Origin of the sequence: Salmonella bongori NCTC 12419 (assembly GCF_000252995.1) — a bacterium.
Lineage (GTDB): Bacteria > Pseudomonadota > Gammaproteobacteria > Enterobacterales > Enterobacteriaceae > Salmonella > Salmonella bongori.
Genome location: NC_015761.1, coordinates 1758009 through 1777428, shown reverse-complemented (window position 1 = coordinate 1777428; position 19420 = coordinate 1758009). Strand labels below are relative to the sequence as shown.

Below are 19420 nucleotides of genomic sequence, written 5' to 3'. Positions count from 1 at the left end.
ACGTTATTCTCAACGATACACCGGAGTATACCCATACCTATAACGAGTTACTCCTTAATTGTCGTAGCGGAGAGGCTTTTGCAACGGGAAGGAGTAGAACGCCCCAGCCTGGTGAAAAACCACATCTTTTTTCGCGTAAAAACCTACTCATAAAGGGTGATAACGTTTTTTAGCCGTCCGTGATGACGACTTTTCCTTTGATTTATATCAACTTACCTTCGGCTGTAAACCCTAATGTGGCAGACATCGAATCAAGAATCAGAGGTGTCTATGAGTCACTCATCCGTCCCGGAAAGGGCAACTGGCGCTGTTATTACAGAATGGCGTCCGGAAGATCCGGCATTCTGGCAACAGCGCGGCCATCGTGTTGCCAGCCGCAATTTATGGATTTCCGTTCCCTGTTTACTGCTGGCATTTTGTGTCTGGATGCTATTTAGTGCAGTAGCGGTGAATTTGCCAAAAGTGGGATTTAATTTTACGACCGATCAGCTCTTTATGCTTACTGCGTTACCATCCGTTTCCGGTGCGTTGCTGCGTGTGCCTTATTCTTTTATGGTTCCGCTGTTCGGCGGACGTCGCTGGACAGCGTTCAGTACCGGCATCCTCATTGTGCCTTGCGTATGGTTAGGCTTTGCTGTTCAGGATACCAGTACGCCATTTAGTACTTTTATTATTATTTCCCTGCTATGCGGTTTTGCGGGGGCAAATTTTGCCTCCAGTATGGCAAATATCAGCTTTTTCTTTCCTAAGCAAAAGCAGGGTGGTGCGCTGGGACTGAATGGTGGTTTGGGGAATATGGGCGTGAGCGTGATGCAGTTGGTTGCGCCGCTGGTGGTTTCGCTCTCTATTTTTGCCGCTTTCGGTAGTCACGGTGTAGAACAGCCGGACGGTTCGCAGCTTTATCTGGCCAATGCTGCCTGGATTTGGGTTCCTTTCCTGGCCATTTTTACGCTTGCGGCCTGGTTCGGTATGAACGAACTGGCAACGTCTAAGGCTTCGTTAAGAGAGCAATTGCCCGTGCTTAAGCGTGGTCATCTGTGGATCATGAGCCTGCTGTATCTGGCGACTTTCGGATCATTTATCGGTTTTTCCGCGGGTTTCGCTATGCTTTCTAAAACCCAATTCCCGGATGTACAGATCCTGCATTACGCATTCTTCGGTCCGTTTATCGGCGCGCTGGCACGTTCGGCAGGCGGCGCAATTTCTGACCGTCTGGGCGGAACTCGCGTCACGCTTATCAACTTTGTTTTGATGGCGATCTTCAGCGGACTGCTGTTCTTAACATTACCTACCGGCGGTATTGGCGGTAGCTTTATTGCATTCTACGTGGTTTTCCTGGCGCTGTTCCTGACGGCAGGGCTGGGGAGTGGTTCTACCTTCCAGATGATCTCCGTTATCTTTCGTAAGCTGACGATGGACAGGGTAAAAGCGGAAGGTGGAACGGAAGAAAGAGCCATGCGTGAAGCCGCGACTGATACGGCGGCAGCGCTGGGCTTTATTTCCGCGATTGGCGCGATTGGCGGCTTTTTTATTCCGAAAGCGTTTGGTTCGTCTTTGGCATTAACTGGCTCGCCGGTCGGTGCGATGAAGATCTTTCTTGTTTTTTATATCGCCTGCGTCGTGATTACCTGGGCGGTATATGGCCGTCATTCTAAAAATAACAAGTAATATTTGATTATCCTTTGCGCGGCGTTAGACCGCGCTTTTTTTTATTTCTATTTAGTTACAACATACTTAATGACAACAGGAATTCATCATCTGTCTGGCTGCGGGGAACTGCACCTGTCATTCAGGAAGATACCCCTTAATACCCACTTGTTGAAAATTTAACATTCAGGAAAGGCCTGCATTTATTTTTTTCTAGTTAAATCAAACAAATAATTAAAATAAAAGCCTCCTCCAAAAGGGGTATACAGACGAAGGCGCTGGCGTTTACATCCCTGTTCGCCTTGATCGTTGTCAATTCCCACGTCCATTCAGCGCGTTACCTTCGCCGTTAGTTAAGCAATGTCGATTTATCAGAGAGCCGTGAGGCTCCACACAGGAGAAACCCGATGAGTAAATTCCTGGACCGGTTTCGCTACTTCAAGCAGAAGGGCGAAACCTTTGCCGATGGGCACGGCCAGCTTCTCGAAACAAACCGGGACTGGGAGGACGGATACCGCCAACGTTGGCAGCATGACAAAATTGTGCGCTCAACCCATGGGGTGAACTGCACCGGTTCGTGTAGCTGGAAAATTTATGTGAAAAACGGTCTGGTCACCTGGGAGACCCAGCAGACCGACTATCCGCGCACCCGTCCTGATATGCCAAACCATGAACCTCGCGGCTGCCCACGCGGCGCCAGTTACTCCTGGTATCTCTACAGTGCTAACCGTCTGAAATATCCGTTAATGCGCAAACGTCTGATGAAGATGTGGCGTGAAGCGAAAAAATTGCACCGCGATCCGGTAGAGGCGTGGGCATCTATTATTGAAGACACTGATAAAGCGAAAAGCTTCAAACAAGCGCGTGGACGCGGTGGTTTTGTACGTTCCTCCTGGCAGGAAGTTAACGAGCTGATTGCCGCCTCAAACGTTTACACCGTGAAAACCTATGGTCCTGACCGCGTTGCGGGATTCTCACCGATCCCGGCAATGTCGATGGTTTCTTATGCTTCCGGCGCGCGTTATTTGTCGCTAATTGGCGGTACCTGCCTGAGTTTCTATGACTGGTACTGTGATTTACCACCAGCCTCTCCGCAGACCTGGGGCGAACAAACCGACGTACCGGAATCTGCCGACTGGTACAACTCCAGCTATATCATTGCCTGGGGTTCTAACGTGCCGCAGACCCGTACCCCGGACGCACACTTCTTCACCGAAGTCCGTTACAAAGGGACAAAAACTGTTGCAGTGACGCCAGACTATGCTGAAATCGCCAAGCTGTGCGATTTGTGGCTGGCGCCGAAGCAGGGGACCGATGCGGCGATGGCGATGGCGATGGGACACGTCATGCTACGCGAGTTCCACCTCGATAACCCGAGTCAGTATTTTACCGATTACGTCCGTCGCTATACCGACATGCCGATGCTGGTGATGCTGGAAGCGCGTGATGGCTACTATGCTGCAGGCCGTATGTTACGCGCCGCAGACCTGGTCGATGCGCTGGGTCAGGAAAATAATCCGGAATGGAAAACCGTTGCCATTAACAGTAATGGCGAAATGGTGGCACCGAACGGCTCCATCGGCTTCCGCTGGGGGGAAAAAGGCAAATGGAACCTTGAGCAGCGTGACGGCGCCACCGGTGAAAAAACTGAACTTCAGCTCAGTATTCTGGGTAGCCAGGACGACATTGCTGAGGTCGGCTTCCCCTATTTTGGCGGCGAAGGTAGTGAGCATTTCAATAACGTTGAACTGGAAAACGTGCTGCTGCACAAGCTACCAGTTAAACGTCTGCAACTGGCTGATGGTTCTACCGCGCTGGTTACCACCGTTTACGATCTGACCATGGCGAACTACGGTCTGGAACGTGGTCTGAACGACGAAAACTGTGCGACCAGCTACGACGAAATCAAAGCATATACCCCAGCGTGGGCTGAGAAAATTACCGGTGTTCCGGCCGCGCAGATCGTGCGTATTGCCCGTGAATTTGCCGATAACGCCGATAAAACACACGGTCGTTCAATGATCATTGTGGGGGCGGGTCTGAACCACTGGTACCATCTCGATATGAACTACCGTGGTTTGATCAATATGCTGGTGTTTTGTGGCTGTATCGGCCAGAGCGGCGGCGGCTGGGCGCACTATGTCGGCCAGGAAAAACTGCGTCCGCAGACCGGCTGGCAGCCACTGGCGTTCGCGCTTGACTGGCAGCGTCCGGCACGTCACATGAACAGTACCTCTTACTTTTATAACCACTCCAGTCAGTGGCGCTACGAGACGGTTACCGCGCAGGAACTGCTGTCGCCGATGGCGGATAAATCACGTTACAGCGGCCATCTGATCGACTTTAACGTCCGTGCGGAAAGGATGGGCTGGTTGCCGTCTGCGCCGCAGTTAGGCACCAACCCACTGTATATCGCGCGTGAAGCGGAAAAAGCCGGTATGACGCCGGTAGATTACACGGTCAAATCGTTGAAGGAAGGCTCGATTCGCTTTGCAGCGGAACAACCGGAAAACGGTAAAAACCATCCGCGTAACTTGTTTATCTGGCGTTCTAACCTGCTCGGTTCCTCCGGGAAAGGCCATGAATACATGCTGAAATACCTGCTGGGTACCGAGCACGGTATTCAGGGTAAAGACCTGGGTCAACAAGGCGGCGTTAAACCAGAAGAAGTGGAATGGCAGGACAATGGCCTCGACGGCAAGCTGGATCTGGTGGTGACGCTGGACTTCCGTCTGTCGAGCACCTGTCTGTATTCCGACATCGTACTGCCAACCGCTACATGGTATGAAAAAGACGATATGAATACTTCGGATATGCATCCGTTTATTCATCCTTTGTCGGCAGCCGTTGACCCTGCCTGGGAATCGAGGAGCGACTGGGAAATCTACAAAGCGATTGCGAAGAAATTCTCCGAAGTTTGCGTAGGGCATCTTGGTAAAGAAACGGATGTAGTGACGCTACCTATCCAGCATGACTCTGCCGCCGAGCTGGCGCAGCCGCTGGATGTCAAAGACTGGAAGAAAGGTGAATGCGACCTGATTCCGGGTGTCACCGCTCCGCACATTCTGACCGTTGAGCGCGATTATCCGGCGACATACGAGCGTTTCACCTCTATCGGCCCGCTGATGGAGAAAATCGGCAACGGTGGGAAAGGTATTGCGTGGAATACCCAGAGCGAAATGGATCTGCTGCGTAAGCTTAACTACACCAAGGCGGAAGGCCCGGCGAAAGGCCAGCCAATGCTCAACACGGCGATTGATGCGGCAGAAATGATCCTGACGCTGGCACCGGAAACTAATGGTCAGGTGGCGGTAAAAGCCTGGGCGGCACTCAGTGAATTTACCGGTCGAGACCACACGCATCTGGCACTGAATAAAGAAGACGAGAAAATCCGCTTCCGCGATATTCAGGCGCAGCCGCGTAAGATTATCTCCAGCCCGACCTGGTCTGGTCTGGAAGATGAACATGTTTCTTACAATGCCGGTTACACCAACGTCCATGAGCTAATTCCATGGCGTACGTTGTCTGGTCGCCAGCAGCTGTATCAGGACCACCAGTGGATGCGTGATTTTGGTGAAAGCCTGTTGGTTTACCGTCCGCCTATCGATACCCGCTCAGTGAAAGAGGTGATGGGCGAGAAATCGAACGGTAATCCGGAAAAAGCGCTTAACTTCCTGACACCGCACCAGAAGTGGGGTATCCACTCTACCTATAGCGACAACCTGCTGATGCTGACGTTATCCCGTGGCGGCCCGATTGTGTGGATGAGTGAAGCCGATGCGAAAGATCTGGGCATCGAAGATAACGACTGGATTGAAGTCTTTAACAGTAACGGCGCATTAACTGCCCGTGCAGTGGTCAGCCAGCGTGTCCCCGCCGGGATGACCATGATGTACCACGCGCAGGAACGTATCGTTAATCTGCCGGGTTCAGAAATCACCCAGCAGCGCGGCGGTATCCACAACTCGGTGACCCGTATCACGCCAAAACCGACCCATATGATCGGCGGCTATGCTCAGCTGGCCTATGGCTTTAACTACTACGGTACCGTCGGCTCTAACCGTGATGAATTTGTAGTGGTACGTAAGATGAAGAACATTAACTGGTTGGATGGCGAAGGCAATGACCAGGTACAGGAGAGCGTAAAATGAAAATTCGTTCACAAGTCGGCATGGTGCTGAATCTCGATAAGTGCATCGGTTGCCACACCTGCTCGGTCACCTGTAAAAACGTCTGGACCAGCCGGGAAGGCATGGAATACGCCTGGTTCAACAACGTCGAAAGTAAACCGGGCGTGGGTTTCCCGAACGACTGGGAAAACCAGGAGAAGTGGAAGGGCGGCTGGATCCGTAAAATTAACGGTAAACTACAGCCGCGCATGGGTAACCGCGCGATGTTGCTGGGCAAAATCTTCGCTAACCCGCATCTGCCGGGCATGGATGATTACTATGAACCGTTTGATTTCGACTATCAGAATCTGCACACCGCGCCGGAAGGTAGCAAAGCGCAGCCGATTGCCCGTCCGCGCTCGCTGATTACCGGCCAGCGGATGGACAAAATCACCAAAGGTCCGAACTGGGAAGACGACCTGGGCGGTGAGTTCGAAAAGCTGTCGAAAGACCAGAACTTCGAGAACATGCAGAAGGCAATGTACGGCCAGTTCGAAAACACCTTCATGATGTATCTACCGCGTCTGTGTGAGCATTGCCTGAACCCGGCATGTGTGGCGACCTGCCCGAGCGGCGCCATCTACAAGCGTGAAGAAGACGGTATTGTCCTGATCGACCAGGACAAGTGCCGCGGCTGGCGGATGTGCATCACCGGCTGCCCATACAAAAAGATCTACTTCAACTGGAAGAGCGGTAAATCTGAGAAGTGCATCTTCTGTTATCCGCGCATTGAAGCGGGTCAGCCGACCGTCTGTTCTGAAACCTGCGTAGGGCGTATCCGTTATCTTGGCGTGTTGCTGTACGATGCCGATGCAATTGAAAGCGCAGCCAGCACCGAGAATGAAAAAGATCTGTATCAACGCCAGCTCGATGTATTCCTCGATCCGAACGATCCGGCGGTGATTGAACAAGCGCTGAAGGACGGTATTCCGCTGAGCGTGATCGATGCCGCGCAACAGTCGCCGGTTTATAAAATGGCGATGGACTGGAAGCTGGCGCTACCGCTGCATCCGGAATACCGCACGCTACCAATGGTATGGTACGTGCCGCCGCTGTCCCCAATCCAGTCTGCGGCCGACGCGGGCGAACTGGGCAGTAACGGTATTCTGCCGGATGTGGACAGCCTGCGTATCCCGGTTCAGTACCTGGCTAACCTGCTCACTGCGGGTGATACCCAGCCGGTACTGCTGGCGCTGAAACGCATGCTGGCGATGCGTCACTACAAACGTGCTGAAACCGTCGATGGCAAAGTGGATACTCGTGCGCTGGAAGAGGTGGGGTTAACTGAAGCGCAGGCGCAGGAAATGTATCGCTATCTGGCGATTGCCAACTACGAAGATCGCTTTGTGGTACCGAGTAGCCATCGTGAGCTGGCGCGTGATGCGTTCCCGGAGAAAAGCGGTTGCGGCTTTACCTTCGGTGACGGTTGCCACGGCTCGGATACCAAATTTAACCTGTTCAACAGCCGTCGAATTGATGCGGTTGATGTGACCAGCAAAACGGAGTCGCACCAATGATTGAACTCGTCATTGTTTCGCGTCTGCTCGAGTACCCGGATGCTGCCTTATGGCAGCATCAGCAGGAACTCTTTGATGCACTCGCGTCATCTGAAAATTTGGGCCAGGAAGATGCCCACACGCTTAGCCTCTTCCTGCGTGATTTGACGGCGCAGGATATGCTGGATGCCCAGTCAGGCTACAGCGAACTGTTCGATCGTGGGCGCGCCACATCGCTGCTGCTATTTGAACACGTTCATGGAGAGTCCCGCGACCGGGGCCAGGCAATGGTTGACCTGATGGCGCAGTATGAACAGCACGGTTTACAACTTGATAGCCGTGAGCTGCCGGATCATCTGCCGCTGTATCTGGAATATCTGGCGCATCTGCCAAAAAGCGAAGCGCTGGGAGGATTACAAGACATCGCGCCGATCCTGGCGTTGCTGAGCGCGCGTCTGCACCAGCGTGAAAGCCGCTATGCCGTGCTGTTTGATCTGCTGCTGAAACTGGCAAATACAACGATCGACAGTGAAAAAGTGGCTGAGAAAATCGCTGATGAAGTTCGCGATGATACCCCGCAGGCGCTGGATGCTGTCTGGGAAGAAGAGCAGGTGAAATTCTTTGCCGATCAGGGCTGTGGCGAATCTGAAATCGCTGCTCACCAGCGTCGTTTTGCCGGAGCAGTGGCACCGCAATATTTGAATATCACCACCGGAGGACAGCACTAATGCACTTCCTGAATATGTTCTTCTTTGACATCTATCCGTACATTGCGGGCGCCGTTTTCCTCGTTGGTAGCTGGTTACGTTATGATTACGGGCAATATAGCTGGCGTGCCGCGTCAAGCCAGATGCTGGATCGTAAAGGTATGAACCTGGCGTCAAACCTGTTCCACATTGGCATTCTGGGCATTTTTGCCGGTCATTTCCTGGGAATGCTGACGCCGCACTGGATGTACGAAGCATGGTTGCCGATTGCGGTGAAACAGAAGATGGCAATGATCGGCGGCGGGGCGGCTGGCGTTATGTGCCTTATTGGCGGCGTGCTGCTGCTCAAGCGTCGTCTGTTCAGTCCGCGCGTGCGGGCGACGACGACCGGTGCGGATATTCTGATTCTGACGCTGCTGGTGATCCAGTGTGCGCTGGGGCTGCTGACTATTCCGTTCTCTGCCCAGCATATGGACGGGAGCGAAATGATGAAGCTGGTCGGCTGGGCGCAGTCTATCGTGACGTTCCACGGTGGTGCCTCTGCTCATCTGGACGGCGTGGCGTTTATTTACCGTCTGCATCTGGTACTGGGGATGACGCTATTCCTGCTGTTCCCGTTCTCGCGTCTGGTGCATATCTGGAGCGTGCCGGTTGAATATCTGACTCGTAAATATCAGATTGTCCGCGCGCGTCACTGATAGTCATTATTAAAACGTTTTAACCCTGCTTCGGCAGGGTTTTTTACGACTGCTTGCCAGATGGCATTATCCCTCCGTCGTCTTAATCGACCTGATCTTATCGATGAGTTGCTCCATTCGTGCGTTCACCGAAGCGAAAGGGAGTGTATACAGTTGGTAACCGTAGTGCTGATATGTCCTAACCATCGCCTCGTAGGTTCTGACCGCCTCATCCCATGACTGTTTACGCTCGTTATCCTGGTGGTAAATAGCTCTCCAGGGAGGAAGTAAAATGACCGTTGAGGCGTAACGGAAATGGTGAATCGCATTGATGAGATGGTCCGGGACGGTTTCGCCCACAAGCGTCAGATAGCCTGCAATATCCGGTATTCCACGATCATAGAACACCATTGTCGGGCTGTTCTGTGCCTGATGCCAGCCACGTATATCCAGCGTCAGCATCAGTTCGGCAAACAATAATGGTGATACCGAGGGTAAGCCTGGACCGCCAATGCGTTTTTGATCCTGAATGATCGCGCGTCCGGACTCTTCCTGACAGCAAAATCCTTGTTTTTTAAGGGCGTGCAATAAAGTGCTTTTTCCGGCGCAAGGACCACCGGTGAGAATGATTCGCGGATTCGTTTTCATGGTCATCTGGCATTCCTGTGGTGTTTACCGGATGCGGTTGTGAACTGCGCCTTATCCAGCCTACGTGAGAGCGGGGGGGAGGCCTGGTAAGCGTGAGCGCCGCCGGGCAATGGGTACAGGCAATATAATTCGAAGCAGGATAGGTGCAGTGAAGTATGCAAGAGCGTGTGGGGGAAGGATGACGCGTCGCGCGGCGACTCGCCCTTTGGGTCGTTGCTTGCGGCAACGCTTTCTCGCTACGCCTGAATTGAACCTGAGGCGAAGCTTCTCACCTTTCCCCGTCCGGAGAAATATAAGACAATGTGCTTAAAAAGGGAAATATACGCAACGAAATTGATGGTGGTGGGGGAAGGATTCGAACCTTCGAAGTCTGTGACGGCAGATTTACAGTCTGCTCCCTTTGGCCGCTCGGGAACCCCACCAGGGGTAATTCAACTTTTGAGGTCTGGCATAAAGATGGTGGTGGGGGAAGGATTATTCGTCGCTTCGCTCCTCACCCTACGGGCCGTTGCCGTTGGCAACGTTCTCTCGCTTTCGCTCGAGTCGAACCTTAATCGAAGGTTCTCACCCTTCCCCGACAAGTGCAAACTTCTGCATTGCTCATCGAGTTAACTACATCGCTGTAGTGAATAATGGTGGTGGGGGAAGGATTCGAACCTTCGAAGTCGATGACGGCAGATTTACAGTCTGCTCCCTTTGGCCGCTCGGGAACCCCACCACGGGGTAATGCTAATACTGGCCTGCTTCCTTTTGGGAAGCGGGGCGCATCATATCAAATGACGCGCCGCTGTAAAGCATTCCTTTGCCTGAAATGAACTGTTTGCGTACTTTTCATCCGTAACGGATTAAAGCTAATCAATTCATTTTCCTGACGATTAAAGAATAATCGTCCGGTTGCCATAAACAAACACGCGCTGTGCCAGAACCTGGTACAACGCACGGCTTAACACATTTTTCTCAACGTCACGCCCGGCACGCATCATGTCTTCTGCGGTATAGGTGTGATCCACATGAATGACGTCTTGCATAATGATCGGGCCTTCATCCAGATTATCATTTACATAGTGCGCCGTAGCGCCGATGATTTTCACGCCGCGCTCATAGGCCTGATGATATGGACGTGCGCCGATAAAGGCTGGCAGGAAGGAGTGGTGGATATTAATAATTTTGTTTGGGAAACGCGCCACAAACTCCGGGGTTAAAACGCGCATGTATTTGGCCAGCACCACATAGTCTGGTTGATGAGCATCAATAGCATCCGCCATCTTGCTGTCATGCTCTTCACGCGTTAATCCCTCGTGGCTAACCAGCTCGAAAGGGATCTCAAAACGTTCAACCAGGGAACGCAGCGTTTCATGGTTGCCAATTACCGCGGCAATTTCAACATCCAGTCCACCATAATTGGCTTTCATTAGCAGGTCACCCAGACAATGCGCTTCTTTGGTGACCAGAATCACCACGCGACGGCGTCCGGCGGGGTTTAACTCGCGAACAGAGCCTTCCGGTAAAGCGCTATCCAGATCGGCCAGTAGAGTAGCGTCATTGAAGATGCCTTCCAACTCAGTACGCATAAAAAAGCGTCCAGTACGGTGGTCAACAAATTCATTGTTTTGCACAATATTAAGTTCATGCTTATAACAAATATTGGTAATCCGCGCGATAAGGCCTTTTTGATCGGGACAAATAGTACGCAGAACTTTACGTTGTAGTGATTGCATTGCCGGAAAAATCCTGTTGAGAATGTTTGTTGTATCGATACTGGCAGGCGTCACTGGCCGCAGCACTTTTTAAATTTTTTGCCTGAACCGCACGGGCAGGGATCGTTTCGACCAAACTGCGGGCGGGTGCCATCAATATAGTACCACTGACCGTTTTCTTTGATAAAACGGGAACGCTCGATAATCGCTCCTGTTCTCCCTTGTTCGGAAAAACGCGCGATAAAACTAACATAACCTGTATTTTCTGCTTCTGACCAGGTATGTTCAAAAATAGTCAGTCCGAGCCACCGGGTATGGGCAAATCCGGCGATGATATCATCGCGAAAGGCGGCCGAATTGCAGGTTGGATGCCAGGTCTTAATTAGGTAATCTGCGTCTTTCATCACAAAAGCGCAGTAACGAGAGCGCATGAGATGTGACGGATCGGGTGCTACTCGTTCTCCGGACACAATACGACCACAACATAGGCTATACTCGTCAGCGCTACCACAGGGACAAAGCTGAGACACAATAATCTCCCTGAATATAAAAAGGCGTTGAACGCCAGGGTGGCGTTATGTTAACTGAGCAGTGGCGATGTTGCTACGTCTTGAAGCCAGGGGAAGTCGTTAAGTACGATGAGAAAAATGAAAATAGGGCTGGCGCTGGGATCTGGCGCGGCGAGAGGATGGTCCCACATTGGGGTCATCAAAGCCCTCAAGCAAACAGGCATTGATATTGATATTGTTGCAGGATGCTCAATAGGTTCACTGGTCGGCGCCGCGTATGCCTGTAATAAATTGTCGGCGCTTGAACAATGGGTATGTTCATTCCGCTATTGGGATGTTTTACGCCTCATGGATGTATCATGGCGCAGAGGAGGGTTGCTTCGCGGCGAACGCGTATTTAATCACTATCGGGACATTATGCCCGTCACGGATATTGACCACTGCACACGCCGCTTTGGCGCAGTTGCGACGAATCTTAGCACCGGGCGGGAGCTATGGTTTACTGAGGGCGATTTACATCTTGCTGTGCGCGCATCGTGCAGTATGCCAGGACTGATGGCCCCGGTTGCACATAACGGTTACTGGCTGGTAGATGGCGCAGTGGTTAATCCTGTTCCTGTCTCGTTAACCCGGGCGATGGGCGCGGATATTGTCATTGCAGTAGACCTGCAACATGATGCTCACCTCATGCAGCAAGATTTGCTCTCTGTAAATGTGGCGAATATAAATGAAGAGGGCGATGATGCATTGCCCTGGCATAAACGTTTAAGAGAACGCTTCAGTAGTCTGACTTCACGCCGTGGCGTGAGTACGCCAGGCGCAATGGAAATCATGACAACGTCCATTCAGGTTTTAGAGAATCGCCTTAAACGTAACCGTATGGCTGGCGATCCGCCTGATATTCTCATTCAACCATTCTGTCCGCAAATCTCTACGCTGGATTTTCACCGCGCCCATGCTGCTATTGCGGCAGGTCAGTTAGCCGTAGAGAAAAAAATGGACGAACTTATACCCTTGGTGCGTACCGACGTTTAATGTACCTTTTACGATCACTTAAGCAAATTCTGACAGGCGCAAGCGGCAATACCATGCCACTATTGATCAAAGCCAGTCAGGGGAGAGAACATGACGCAGCCATTGGTCGGAAAACAGATTCTTATTGTTGAAGACGAGCCTGTATTTCGCTCGCTTCTGGATTCGTGGTTTTCCTCTTTGGGAGCGACAACGGCATTGGCAGGCGACGGGGTAGATGCCCTGGAGTTGATAGGGCATTTTACGCCCGATCTTATGATCTGTGATATCGCCATGCCGAGAATGAACGGTCTCAAACTGGTAGAAAACTTACGCAATCGCGGAAACCAGACACCTGTTTTGGTTATTTCCGCAACCGAAAATATGGCGGATATCGCTAAAGCGCTACGCCTTGGGGTTGAGGATGTGTTACTGAAGCCGGTAAAAGACCTCAACCGATTACGGGAAACGGTGTTCGCCTGCTTATACCCCAATATGTTTAACTCACGGGTTGAAGAGGAAGAGCGTCTGTTTCGGGACTGGGATGCGATGGTGAGTAATCCGGTCGCCGCCGCACAACTGTTGCAGGAGTTACAGCCCCCGGTACAGCAGGTAATTTCCCATTGCCGCATTAATTACCGGCAGCTTGTTTCTGCCGATCAGCCAGGGCTGGTGCTGGATATTGCGCCGCTCTCCGATAACGAACTGGCATTTTATTGTCTGGATGTAACCCGGGCAGGTGATAATGGCGTTTTAGCCGCGTTGTTGCTGCGGGCGCTATTTAATGGCTTGCTGCAGGAGCAGCTTGGTCAACAAAAACACCGTTTACCGGAATTGGGTACTCTATTAAAACAGGTCAATCACCTGCTCAGGCAAGCGAATTTACCCGGTCAATTCCCGCTATTTGTTGGTTACTATCACAGTGGCCTCAAAAATTTGATACTCGTTTCCGCCGGATTGAACGCAACCTTAAATACTGGCGCTCACCAGGTTCAAATCAGCAACGGCGTACCTTTAGGAACGTTGGGTAACGCATATCTTAACCAATTAAGTCAGCGTTGCGACTCATGGCAATGTCAAATATGGGGAGCAGGAGGGCGTCTGCGGTTGATGTTGGCTGCGGAATGACCAAACGAAAGAATGGAAGAAAATTGCTTTACCGGCCTTTCCCGACGAATGTTACTATCAGTGGCAGATTTATAAGTATTTGTCTTAATTATACCAATATAAGTCCTTTTTGGACCTGAGGCTTGTTCCGGTACTGATATACTGGAACACGATACAGATTAATGAACACGTTCAATACATGAACAGTCCAGGAGAATTTTAAATGGCTGCCCTTAATTCGAAAGTCAAAAAAGCCGTTATCCCGGTCGCGGGATTGGGAACCAGGATGCTGCCAGCAACTAAAGCAATCCCGAAAGAGATGCTGCCGCTGGTCGATAAGCCATTAATTCAGTACGTCGTGAACGAATGTATCGCTGCAGGCATTACTGAAATTGTGCTTGTTACGCACTCATCTAAAAATTCCATTGAAAACCACTTTGATACCAGTTTTGAACTGGAAGCGATGCTGGAAAAACGTGTTAAGCGTCAGCTTCTGGAAGAAGTTCAGTCTATTTGCCCACCGCATGTCACGATAATGCAGGTGCGCCAGGGGCTGGCAAAAGGTCTGGGTCATGCCGTATTGTGCGCGCATCCGGTTGTTGGGAACGAGCCTGTCGCCGTTATTCTGCCAGACGTTATTCTTGACGAATATGAGTCCGATCTGTCGCAGGACAATCTGGCTGAAATGATTCGCCGCTTCGACGAAACCGGAAACAGCCAAATTATGGTTGAACCGGTAGCAGATGTTACTGCATACGGCGTGGTAGATTGTAAAGGCGTTGATCTGGCGCCAGGTGAGAGCGTGCCCATGGTTGGTGTGGTTGAAAAACCAAAAGCGGATGTGGCGCCGTCTAACCTTGCGATTGTTGGGCGTTATGTGCTGAGCGCGGATATCTGGGCATTATTAGCGAAAACACCTCCAGGGGCCGGAGATGAAATTCAGTTGACCGACGCTATCGATATGCTGATCGAAAAAGAAACGGTTGAAGCCTACCATATGAAGGGCAAAAGCCATGACTGTGGTAATAAGCTGGGATATATGCAGGCATTTGTTGAATATGGCATCCGCCATAATTCGCTGGGGGCTGAATTTAAAGCCTGGCTTGAAGAAGAGATGGGTATTAAGAAGTAACGAGACGTTATAATTTTTTAACAGAAGCGTTGGTAAGCCAGCGCTTTTTTTATGCGTGTTCGCATCAGGGGAGAACATTGGCAAAAAAAATCCCGCCAGCGGCGGGATTTTAAGCAACCGGGAAAAACATTATTCCTTGATCAGGAAGTCTTCCAGCTGCTTGCCTTGTTCTTCCATTGCTTTTTTGATTACAGCCGGTGTACGACCCTGGCCAGTCCAGGTTTTAGTTTCACCGTTTTCGTCAACATAGCTATATTTAGCTGGACGGGCTGCGCGTTTAGCTTTAGTACCGGATTTAGCGGCAGCCATGCTATTCAGCAGTTCATTCGGGTCAATGCCATCGGCAATTAACATTTCACGGTACTGTTGCAGTTTACGAGTACGCTCTTCCACTTCAGCAGCAGCAGCGCTTTCTTCTTCACGACGCTCGTTAACGACAACTTCTAATTTTTCCAGCATTTCTTCAAGCGTTTCCAGAGTGCATTCTCTTGCCTGCGCACGAAGAGTACGGATGTTGTTCAGAATTTTAAGTGCTTCGCTCATTGTAGTAATCTCAAACTTATATTGGGGTGGTTTGTTGAGCTAATAATAGAGCGATAAATTCAGTTGTGCAATAGCCAGGAATGTAAGGAATTCAAAATTACGCTTTATTAAGTACACGTCTTAATTATCTCAACTTAAATTTTCCTTGAGACGACGCACAAAAAAGAGCTTATTGGCAGGGGGGATACTCATCGCTCAACGCTAAAAATTTAGGATTCAGGTCACATTTTATCATGATGAAATACGATCTCATTGTAGGGATATCAATCTCTTGTATTAGCGTGCCTTACACGAAACACCTATTACTTTGCGCCAGATATGAGTAACGGCAACAATAAGTACAAGGTTTTCATATTGGTGGGTGATGATAAGCATTGTTGATGAATTTTAACGGCATAATTTGTGTAGGAATGTGTATAGTGAGCGATGTTTGCGCAATTCTTAATACGCGACGGCGCGCGAGTCGCGCCGTCGCGCCAGTAAATTATGGTACAATCCCGCCAATCTTTATTTCACTCAGGTGAGGTCCTGCGGCCAATGGCACAGCTATATTTCTACTATTCGGCAATGAATGCGGGTAAGTCGACTGCATTGCTGCAATCTTCATACAATTATCAGGAGCGCGGGATGCGTACTGTCGTATATACGGCGGAAATCGACGATCGTTTCGGTGCCGGTAAAGTAAGCTCTCGTATTGGTTTGTCGTCGCCGGCAAAATTGTTTAACCAAAATACATCCCTGTTTGAAGAGATTTGTGCCGAGAACGCACAGCAGGCAATACATTGCGTGTTAGTCGATGAAAGCCAGTTTTTGACGCGCCAACAGGTTTATCAATTATCCGAGGTTGTTGACAGGTTAGATATTCCGGTGCTTTGCTACGGGCTACGAACAGACTTTCGTGGTGAGCTGTTTGTCGGTAGTCAATACTTACTGTCGTGGTCAGATAAGCTGGTGGAATTAAAAACCATCTGCTTTTGCGGTCGTAAAGCCAGTATGGTTCTGCGCCTTGACCAGGATGGAAGGCCATATAATGAAGGCGAGCAGGTGGTTATTGGCGGGAATGAGCGTTACGTTTCGGTTTGCCGTAAGCATTATAAGGAAGCTCTGGAAGAGGGCTCGCTGACGGCGATTCAGGAGCGTCACCGTCATATTTGATATGAGGATAGCCATCGGCTAATAAAACGTTCTGTAGCGCTTTATATTCACTCTTCAGATGGTGATTGCTGGGTAGCGGCGTGGGCATTGTAGATTGGATAAGCACAACGTCTCAAACGTCTGACAACAGGTAAACAAAAAAAACGGCCTCCATGGAGGCCGTTATTATTAGGGTAAAGCGGATAACGAATTAAGCGGATTTTTTCGCTTTTTTCTCTGCTTTCGGGGCGGCAACGATAACTTTCTTCGCTGCAGTTTCACCTTCGGTGAAATCACGACCGTAGTAAGTATCCAGTAGAATCTGTTTCAGTTCGGAGATCAGCGGGTAACGCGGGTTCGCGCCGGTACACTGGTCATCGAAAGCATCTTCAGACAGTTTGTCGACATTCGCCAGGAAGTCAGCTTCCTGAACGCCGGCTTCGCGGATAGATTTCGGAATACCCAGTTCCGCTTTCAGGCTTTCCAGCCAGCCCAGCAGCCTTTCGATTTTCGCCGCGGTGCGGTCGCCCGGTTGGCTCAGACCCAGATGGTCAGCAACTTCCGCATAACGACGGCGTGCCTGCGGACGGTCGTACTGGCTGAAGGCGGTTTGCTTGGTTGGGTTGTCATTCGCGTTATAGCGGATAACGTTGCAAATCAGCAGGGCATTCGCCAGGCCATGCGGAATATGGAACTGAGAACCCAGTTTGTGCGCCATAGAGTGACATACGCCGAGGAAGGCGTTAGCAAACGCGATACCGGCGATAGTCGCTGCACTGTGAACACGCTCACGGGCTACCGGGTTTTTAGACCCTTCGTGATAAGATGCCGGCAGATTTTCTTTCAGCAGTTTCAGTGCCTGCAGCGCCTGACCGTCAGAGAATTCTGAAGCCAGTACAGAAACATAAGCTTCCAGCGCGTGAGTGACCGCATCAAGACCACCGAATGCGCACAGAGACTTCGGCATATCCATTACCAGGTTGGCGTCGACAATCGCCATATCTGGGGTCAGCGCATAGTCTGCCAGCGGATATTTCTGGCCAGTAGCATCATCCGTCACAACCGCGAATGGCGTTACTTCAGAACCAGTACCGGAAGTGGTGGTGACGGCGATCATTTTCGCTTTCACGCCCATTTTCGGGAACTTGTAGATACGTTTACGGATATCCATAAAGCGCAGCGCCAGTTCTTCGAAGTGGGTTTCCGGATGTTCGTACATTACCCACATGATTTTTGCAGCATCCATCGGGGAACCGCCGCCCAGCGCAATAATCACGTCTGGTTTAAAGGAATTCGCCAGTTCAGCGCCTTTGCGAACAACAGACAGGGTTGGGTCAGCTTCAACTTCAAAGAAGACTTCAGTTTCAACGCCAGCCGCTTTCAGTACAGAGGTGATCTGATCGGCATAACCATTGTTAAACAGGAAACGGTCAGTGACGATGAGCGCACGTTTGTGTCCATCGGTAATCACTTCATCCAGCGCGATAGGCAGAGATCCACGGCGGAAGTAGATAGATTTCGGAAGTTTATGCCACAACATGTTTTCAGCTCGCTTAGCAACGGTTTTCTTGTTGATCAGATGTTTCGGACCAACGTTTTCGGAGATGGAGTTACCACCCCAGGAACCACAACCCAGAGTCAGGGAAGGTGCGAGTTTGAAGTTGTACAGGTCACCGATACCACCCTGAGACGCCGGGGTGTTAATCAGGATACGCGCGGTTTTCATCTTCTGGCCGAAGTAGTTCACGCGATCCTGCTGGTTGTCCTGGTCAGTGTACAGGCAAGAGGTGTGCCCAATACCGCCCATCGCCACCAGTTTTTCTGCTTTCTCAACCGCTTCTTCGAAATCTTTCGCGCGATACATCGCCAGTGTCGGAGACAGTTTTTCGTGGGCAAACGGCTCGCTTTCATCAACAATCGTGACTTCACCAATCAGGATCTTGGTGGTCTCTGGTACGGAGAAACCTGCCAGTTCAGCGATTTTGTATGCTGGCTGACCAACAATAGCGGCGTTCAGCGCGCCATTTTTCAGAATGACGTCCTGAACCGCTTTCAGCTCCTGCCCTTGCAGCATGTAGCCGCCGTGGCTGGCGAAACGTTCGCGAACGGCATCATAAACGGAATCAACAACAACAACAGACTGTTCAGAAGCACAGATAACGCCGTTATCGAAGGTTTTGGACATCAAAACAGACGCGACAGCACGTTTGATATCAGCGGTTTCATCAATGACAACGGGGGTGTTGCCCGCGCCCACGCCGATAGCTGGTTTACCGGAACTGTACGCTGCTTTAACCATGCCAGGGCCACCTGTTGCCAGAATCAGGTTGATATCCGGGTGGTGCATCAGAGCGTTAGACAGCTCGACGGAAGGTTGATCGATCCAGCCGATGAGATCTTTCGGCGCGCCTGCGGCGATAGCCGCCTGCAGAACGATATCTGCGGCTTTGTTGGTTGCTTCTTTAGCGCGCGGATGTGGGGAGAAGATGATGGCGTTACGGGTCTTCAGGCTAATCAGAGATTTGAAGATAGCAGTAGACGTCGGGTTAGTAGTTGGCACGATACCGCAAATAATGCCGATAGGTTCTGCAATAGTGATAGTCCCGAAGGTGTCATCTTCAGACAGCACGCCGCAGGTTTTTTCATCTTTATAGGCGTTGTAGATATATTCGGAAGCGAAGTGGTTTTTAATCACTTTATCTTCAACGATACCCATACCGGATTCAGCAACGGCCATTTTAGCCAGCGGAATTCGGGCATCAGCAGCGGCCAGAGCGGCAGCGCGGAAGATTTTGTCGACTTGTTCTTGAGTGAAACTGGCATATTCACGCTGGGCTTTTTTTACACGCTCTACGAGTGCGTTAAGTTCAGCGACATTAGTAACAGCCATAATGCTCTCCTGATAATGTTAAACTTTTTTAGTAAATCATCTGCGCGATACGT

Annotated in this window: 14 protein-coding genes, 2 tRNA genes and 2 other RNA genes; 9 read left to right on the top strand and 9 right to left on the bottom strand. The window is 50.8% G+C overall.

All coding sequences use genetic code 11. The annotated features are described in order from the left end of the window. Positions 1-270 precede the first annotated feature (270 nt). The 5 genes from SBG_RS08335 (at position 271) to narI (ending at position 8717) form a co-directional block, all read left to right on the top strand. Positions 271-1668 carry a NarK family nitrate/nitrite MFS transporter gene (locus SBG_RS08335; RefSeq protein ID WP_000019865.1) on the top strand — a complete coding sequence of 466 codons (1398 nt, stop codon included), beginning with the start codon at positions 271-273 and terminating at the stop codon, positions 1666-1668. A 386-nt stretch (positions 1669-2054) separates the two neighbouring features. Continuing rightward, positions 2055-5798 carry a nitrate reductase subunit alpha gene (locus SBG_RS08330; RefSeq protein WP_000032900.1) on the top strand — a complete coding sequence of 1248 codons (3744 nt, stop codon included), beginning with the start codon at positions 2055-2057 and terminating at the stop codon, positions 5796-5798. Further along, complete coding sequence (gene narH, locus SBG_RS08325; protein WP_000702634.1) at positions 5795-7333, top strand: nitrate reductase subunit beta; 1539 nt, start codon at positions 5795-5797, stop codon at positions 7331-7333. Before SBG_RS08330 ends, narH begins: the two co-directional genes overlap by 4 nt. After that, complete coding sequence (narJ, locus tag SBG_RS08320; protein WP_000571674.1) at positions 7330-8040, top strand: nitrate reductase molybdenum cofactor assembly chaperone; 711 nt, start codon at positions 7330-7332, stop codon at positions 8038-8040. Before narH ends, narJ begins: the two co-directional genes overlap by 4 nt. Next, positions 8040-8717 carry a respiratory nitrate reductase subunit gamma gene (gene narI, locus SBG_RS08315; RefSeq protein ID WP_000545590.1) on the top strand — a complete coding sequence of 226 codons (678 nt, stop codon included), beginning with the start codon at positions 8040-8042 and terminating at the stop codon, positions 8715-8717. Before narJ ends, narI begins: the two co-directional genes overlap by 1 nt. A gap of 66 nt (positions 8718-8783) precedes the next feature. On the opposite strand, the gene SBG_RS08310 is transcribed toward narI, so the two are convergent. From SBG_RS08310 to SBG_RS08290, 7 genes are all read right to left on the bottom strand, one after another. Next, a complete protein-coding gene (locus SBG_RS08310) occupies positions 8784-9350 on the bottom strand; it encodes an AAA family ATPase (RefSeq protein WP_000178083.1) in 567 nt (188 codons plus the stop codon). Positions 9351-9506: 156 nt separating this feature from the next. Beyond that, positions 9507-9637, bottom strand: a non-coding RNA gene (locus SBG_RS21660) — RtT sRNA. Positions 9638-9681: 44 nt separating this feature from the next. Next, positions 9682-9766 (bottom strand) — tRNA-Tyr (locus tag SBG_RS08305). A gap of 35 nt (positions 9767-9801) precedes the next feature. Beyond that, positions 9802-9933, bottom strand: a non-coding RNA gene (locus tag SBG_RS21655) — RtT sRNA. Between the two features lie 44 nt (positions 9934-9977). After that, positions 9978-10062, bottom strand: a tRNA-Tyr gene (locus SBG_RS08300). A 157-nt stretch (positions 10063-10219) separates the two neighbouring features. After that, complete coding sequence (gene purU, locus SBG_RS08295) at positions 10220-11062, bottom strand: formyltetrahydrofolate deformylase (protein ID WP_001191150.1); 843 nt, start codon at positions 11060-11062, stop codon at positions 10220-10222. Positions 11063-11112: 50 nt separating this feature from the next. Then, a complete protein-coding gene (locus SBG_RS08290; RefSeq protein WP_024135027.1) occupies positions 11113-11571 on the bottom strand; it encodes a YchJ family protein in 459 nt (152 codons plus the stop codon). Between the two features lie 108 nt (positions 11572-11679). Here SBG_RS08290 and rssA point away from each other — a divergent pair, with 108 nt between their 5' ends. The 3 genes from rssA (at position 11680) to galU (ending at position 14800) form a co-directional block, all read left to right on the top strand. Further along, positions 11680-12585 carry a patatin-like phospholipase RssA gene (rssA, locus tag SBG_RS08285; protein ID WP_001230582.1) on the top strand — a complete coding sequence of 302 codons (906 nt, stop codon included), beginning with the start codon at positions 11680-11682 and terminating at the stop codon, positions 12583-12585. Positions 12586-12675: 90 nt separating this feature from the next. Beyond that, on the top strand, positions 12676-13689 hold the full coding sequence (gene rssB, locus SBG_RS08280; RefSeq protein WP_000193426.1) for a two-component system response regulator RssB: 1014 nt from the start codon (positions 12676-12678) through the stop codon (positions 13687-13689). Positions 13690-13891: 202 nt separating this feature from the next. After that, a complete protein-coding gene (galU, locus tag SBG_RS08275; RefSeq protein WP_000729447.1) occupies positions 13892-14800 on the top strand; it encodes a UTP--glucose-1-phosphate uridylyltransferase GalU in 909 nt (302 codons plus the stop codon). Positions 14801-14929: 129 nt separating this feature from the next. On the opposite strand, the gene hns is transcribed toward galU, so the two are convergent. Then, positions 14930-15343, bottom strand: coding sequence for a histone-like nucleoid-structuring protein H-NS (hns, locus tag SBG_RS08270; protein WP_001287383.1), 414 nt, complete (start codon positions 15341-15343; stop codon positions 14930-14932). A 537-nt stretch (positions 15344-15880) separates the two neighbouring features. Here hns and tdk point away from each other — a divergent pair. After that, a complete protein-coding gene (gene tdk, locus SBG_RS08265; RefSeq protein WP_000068090.1) occupies positions 15881-16498 on the top strand; it encodes a thymidine kinase in 618 nt (205 codons plus the stop codon). Between the two features lie 190 nt (positions 16499-16688). On the opposite strand, the gene adhE is transcribed toward tdk, so the two are convergent. Continuing rightward, complete coding sequence (gene adhE / locus SBG_RS08260) at positions 16689-19367, bottom strand: bifunctional acetaldehyde-CoA/alcohol dehydrogenase (protein ID WP_000301669.1); 2679 nt, start codon at positions 19365-19367, stop codon at positions 16689-16691. Positions 19368-19420: the final 53 nt, after the last annotated feature.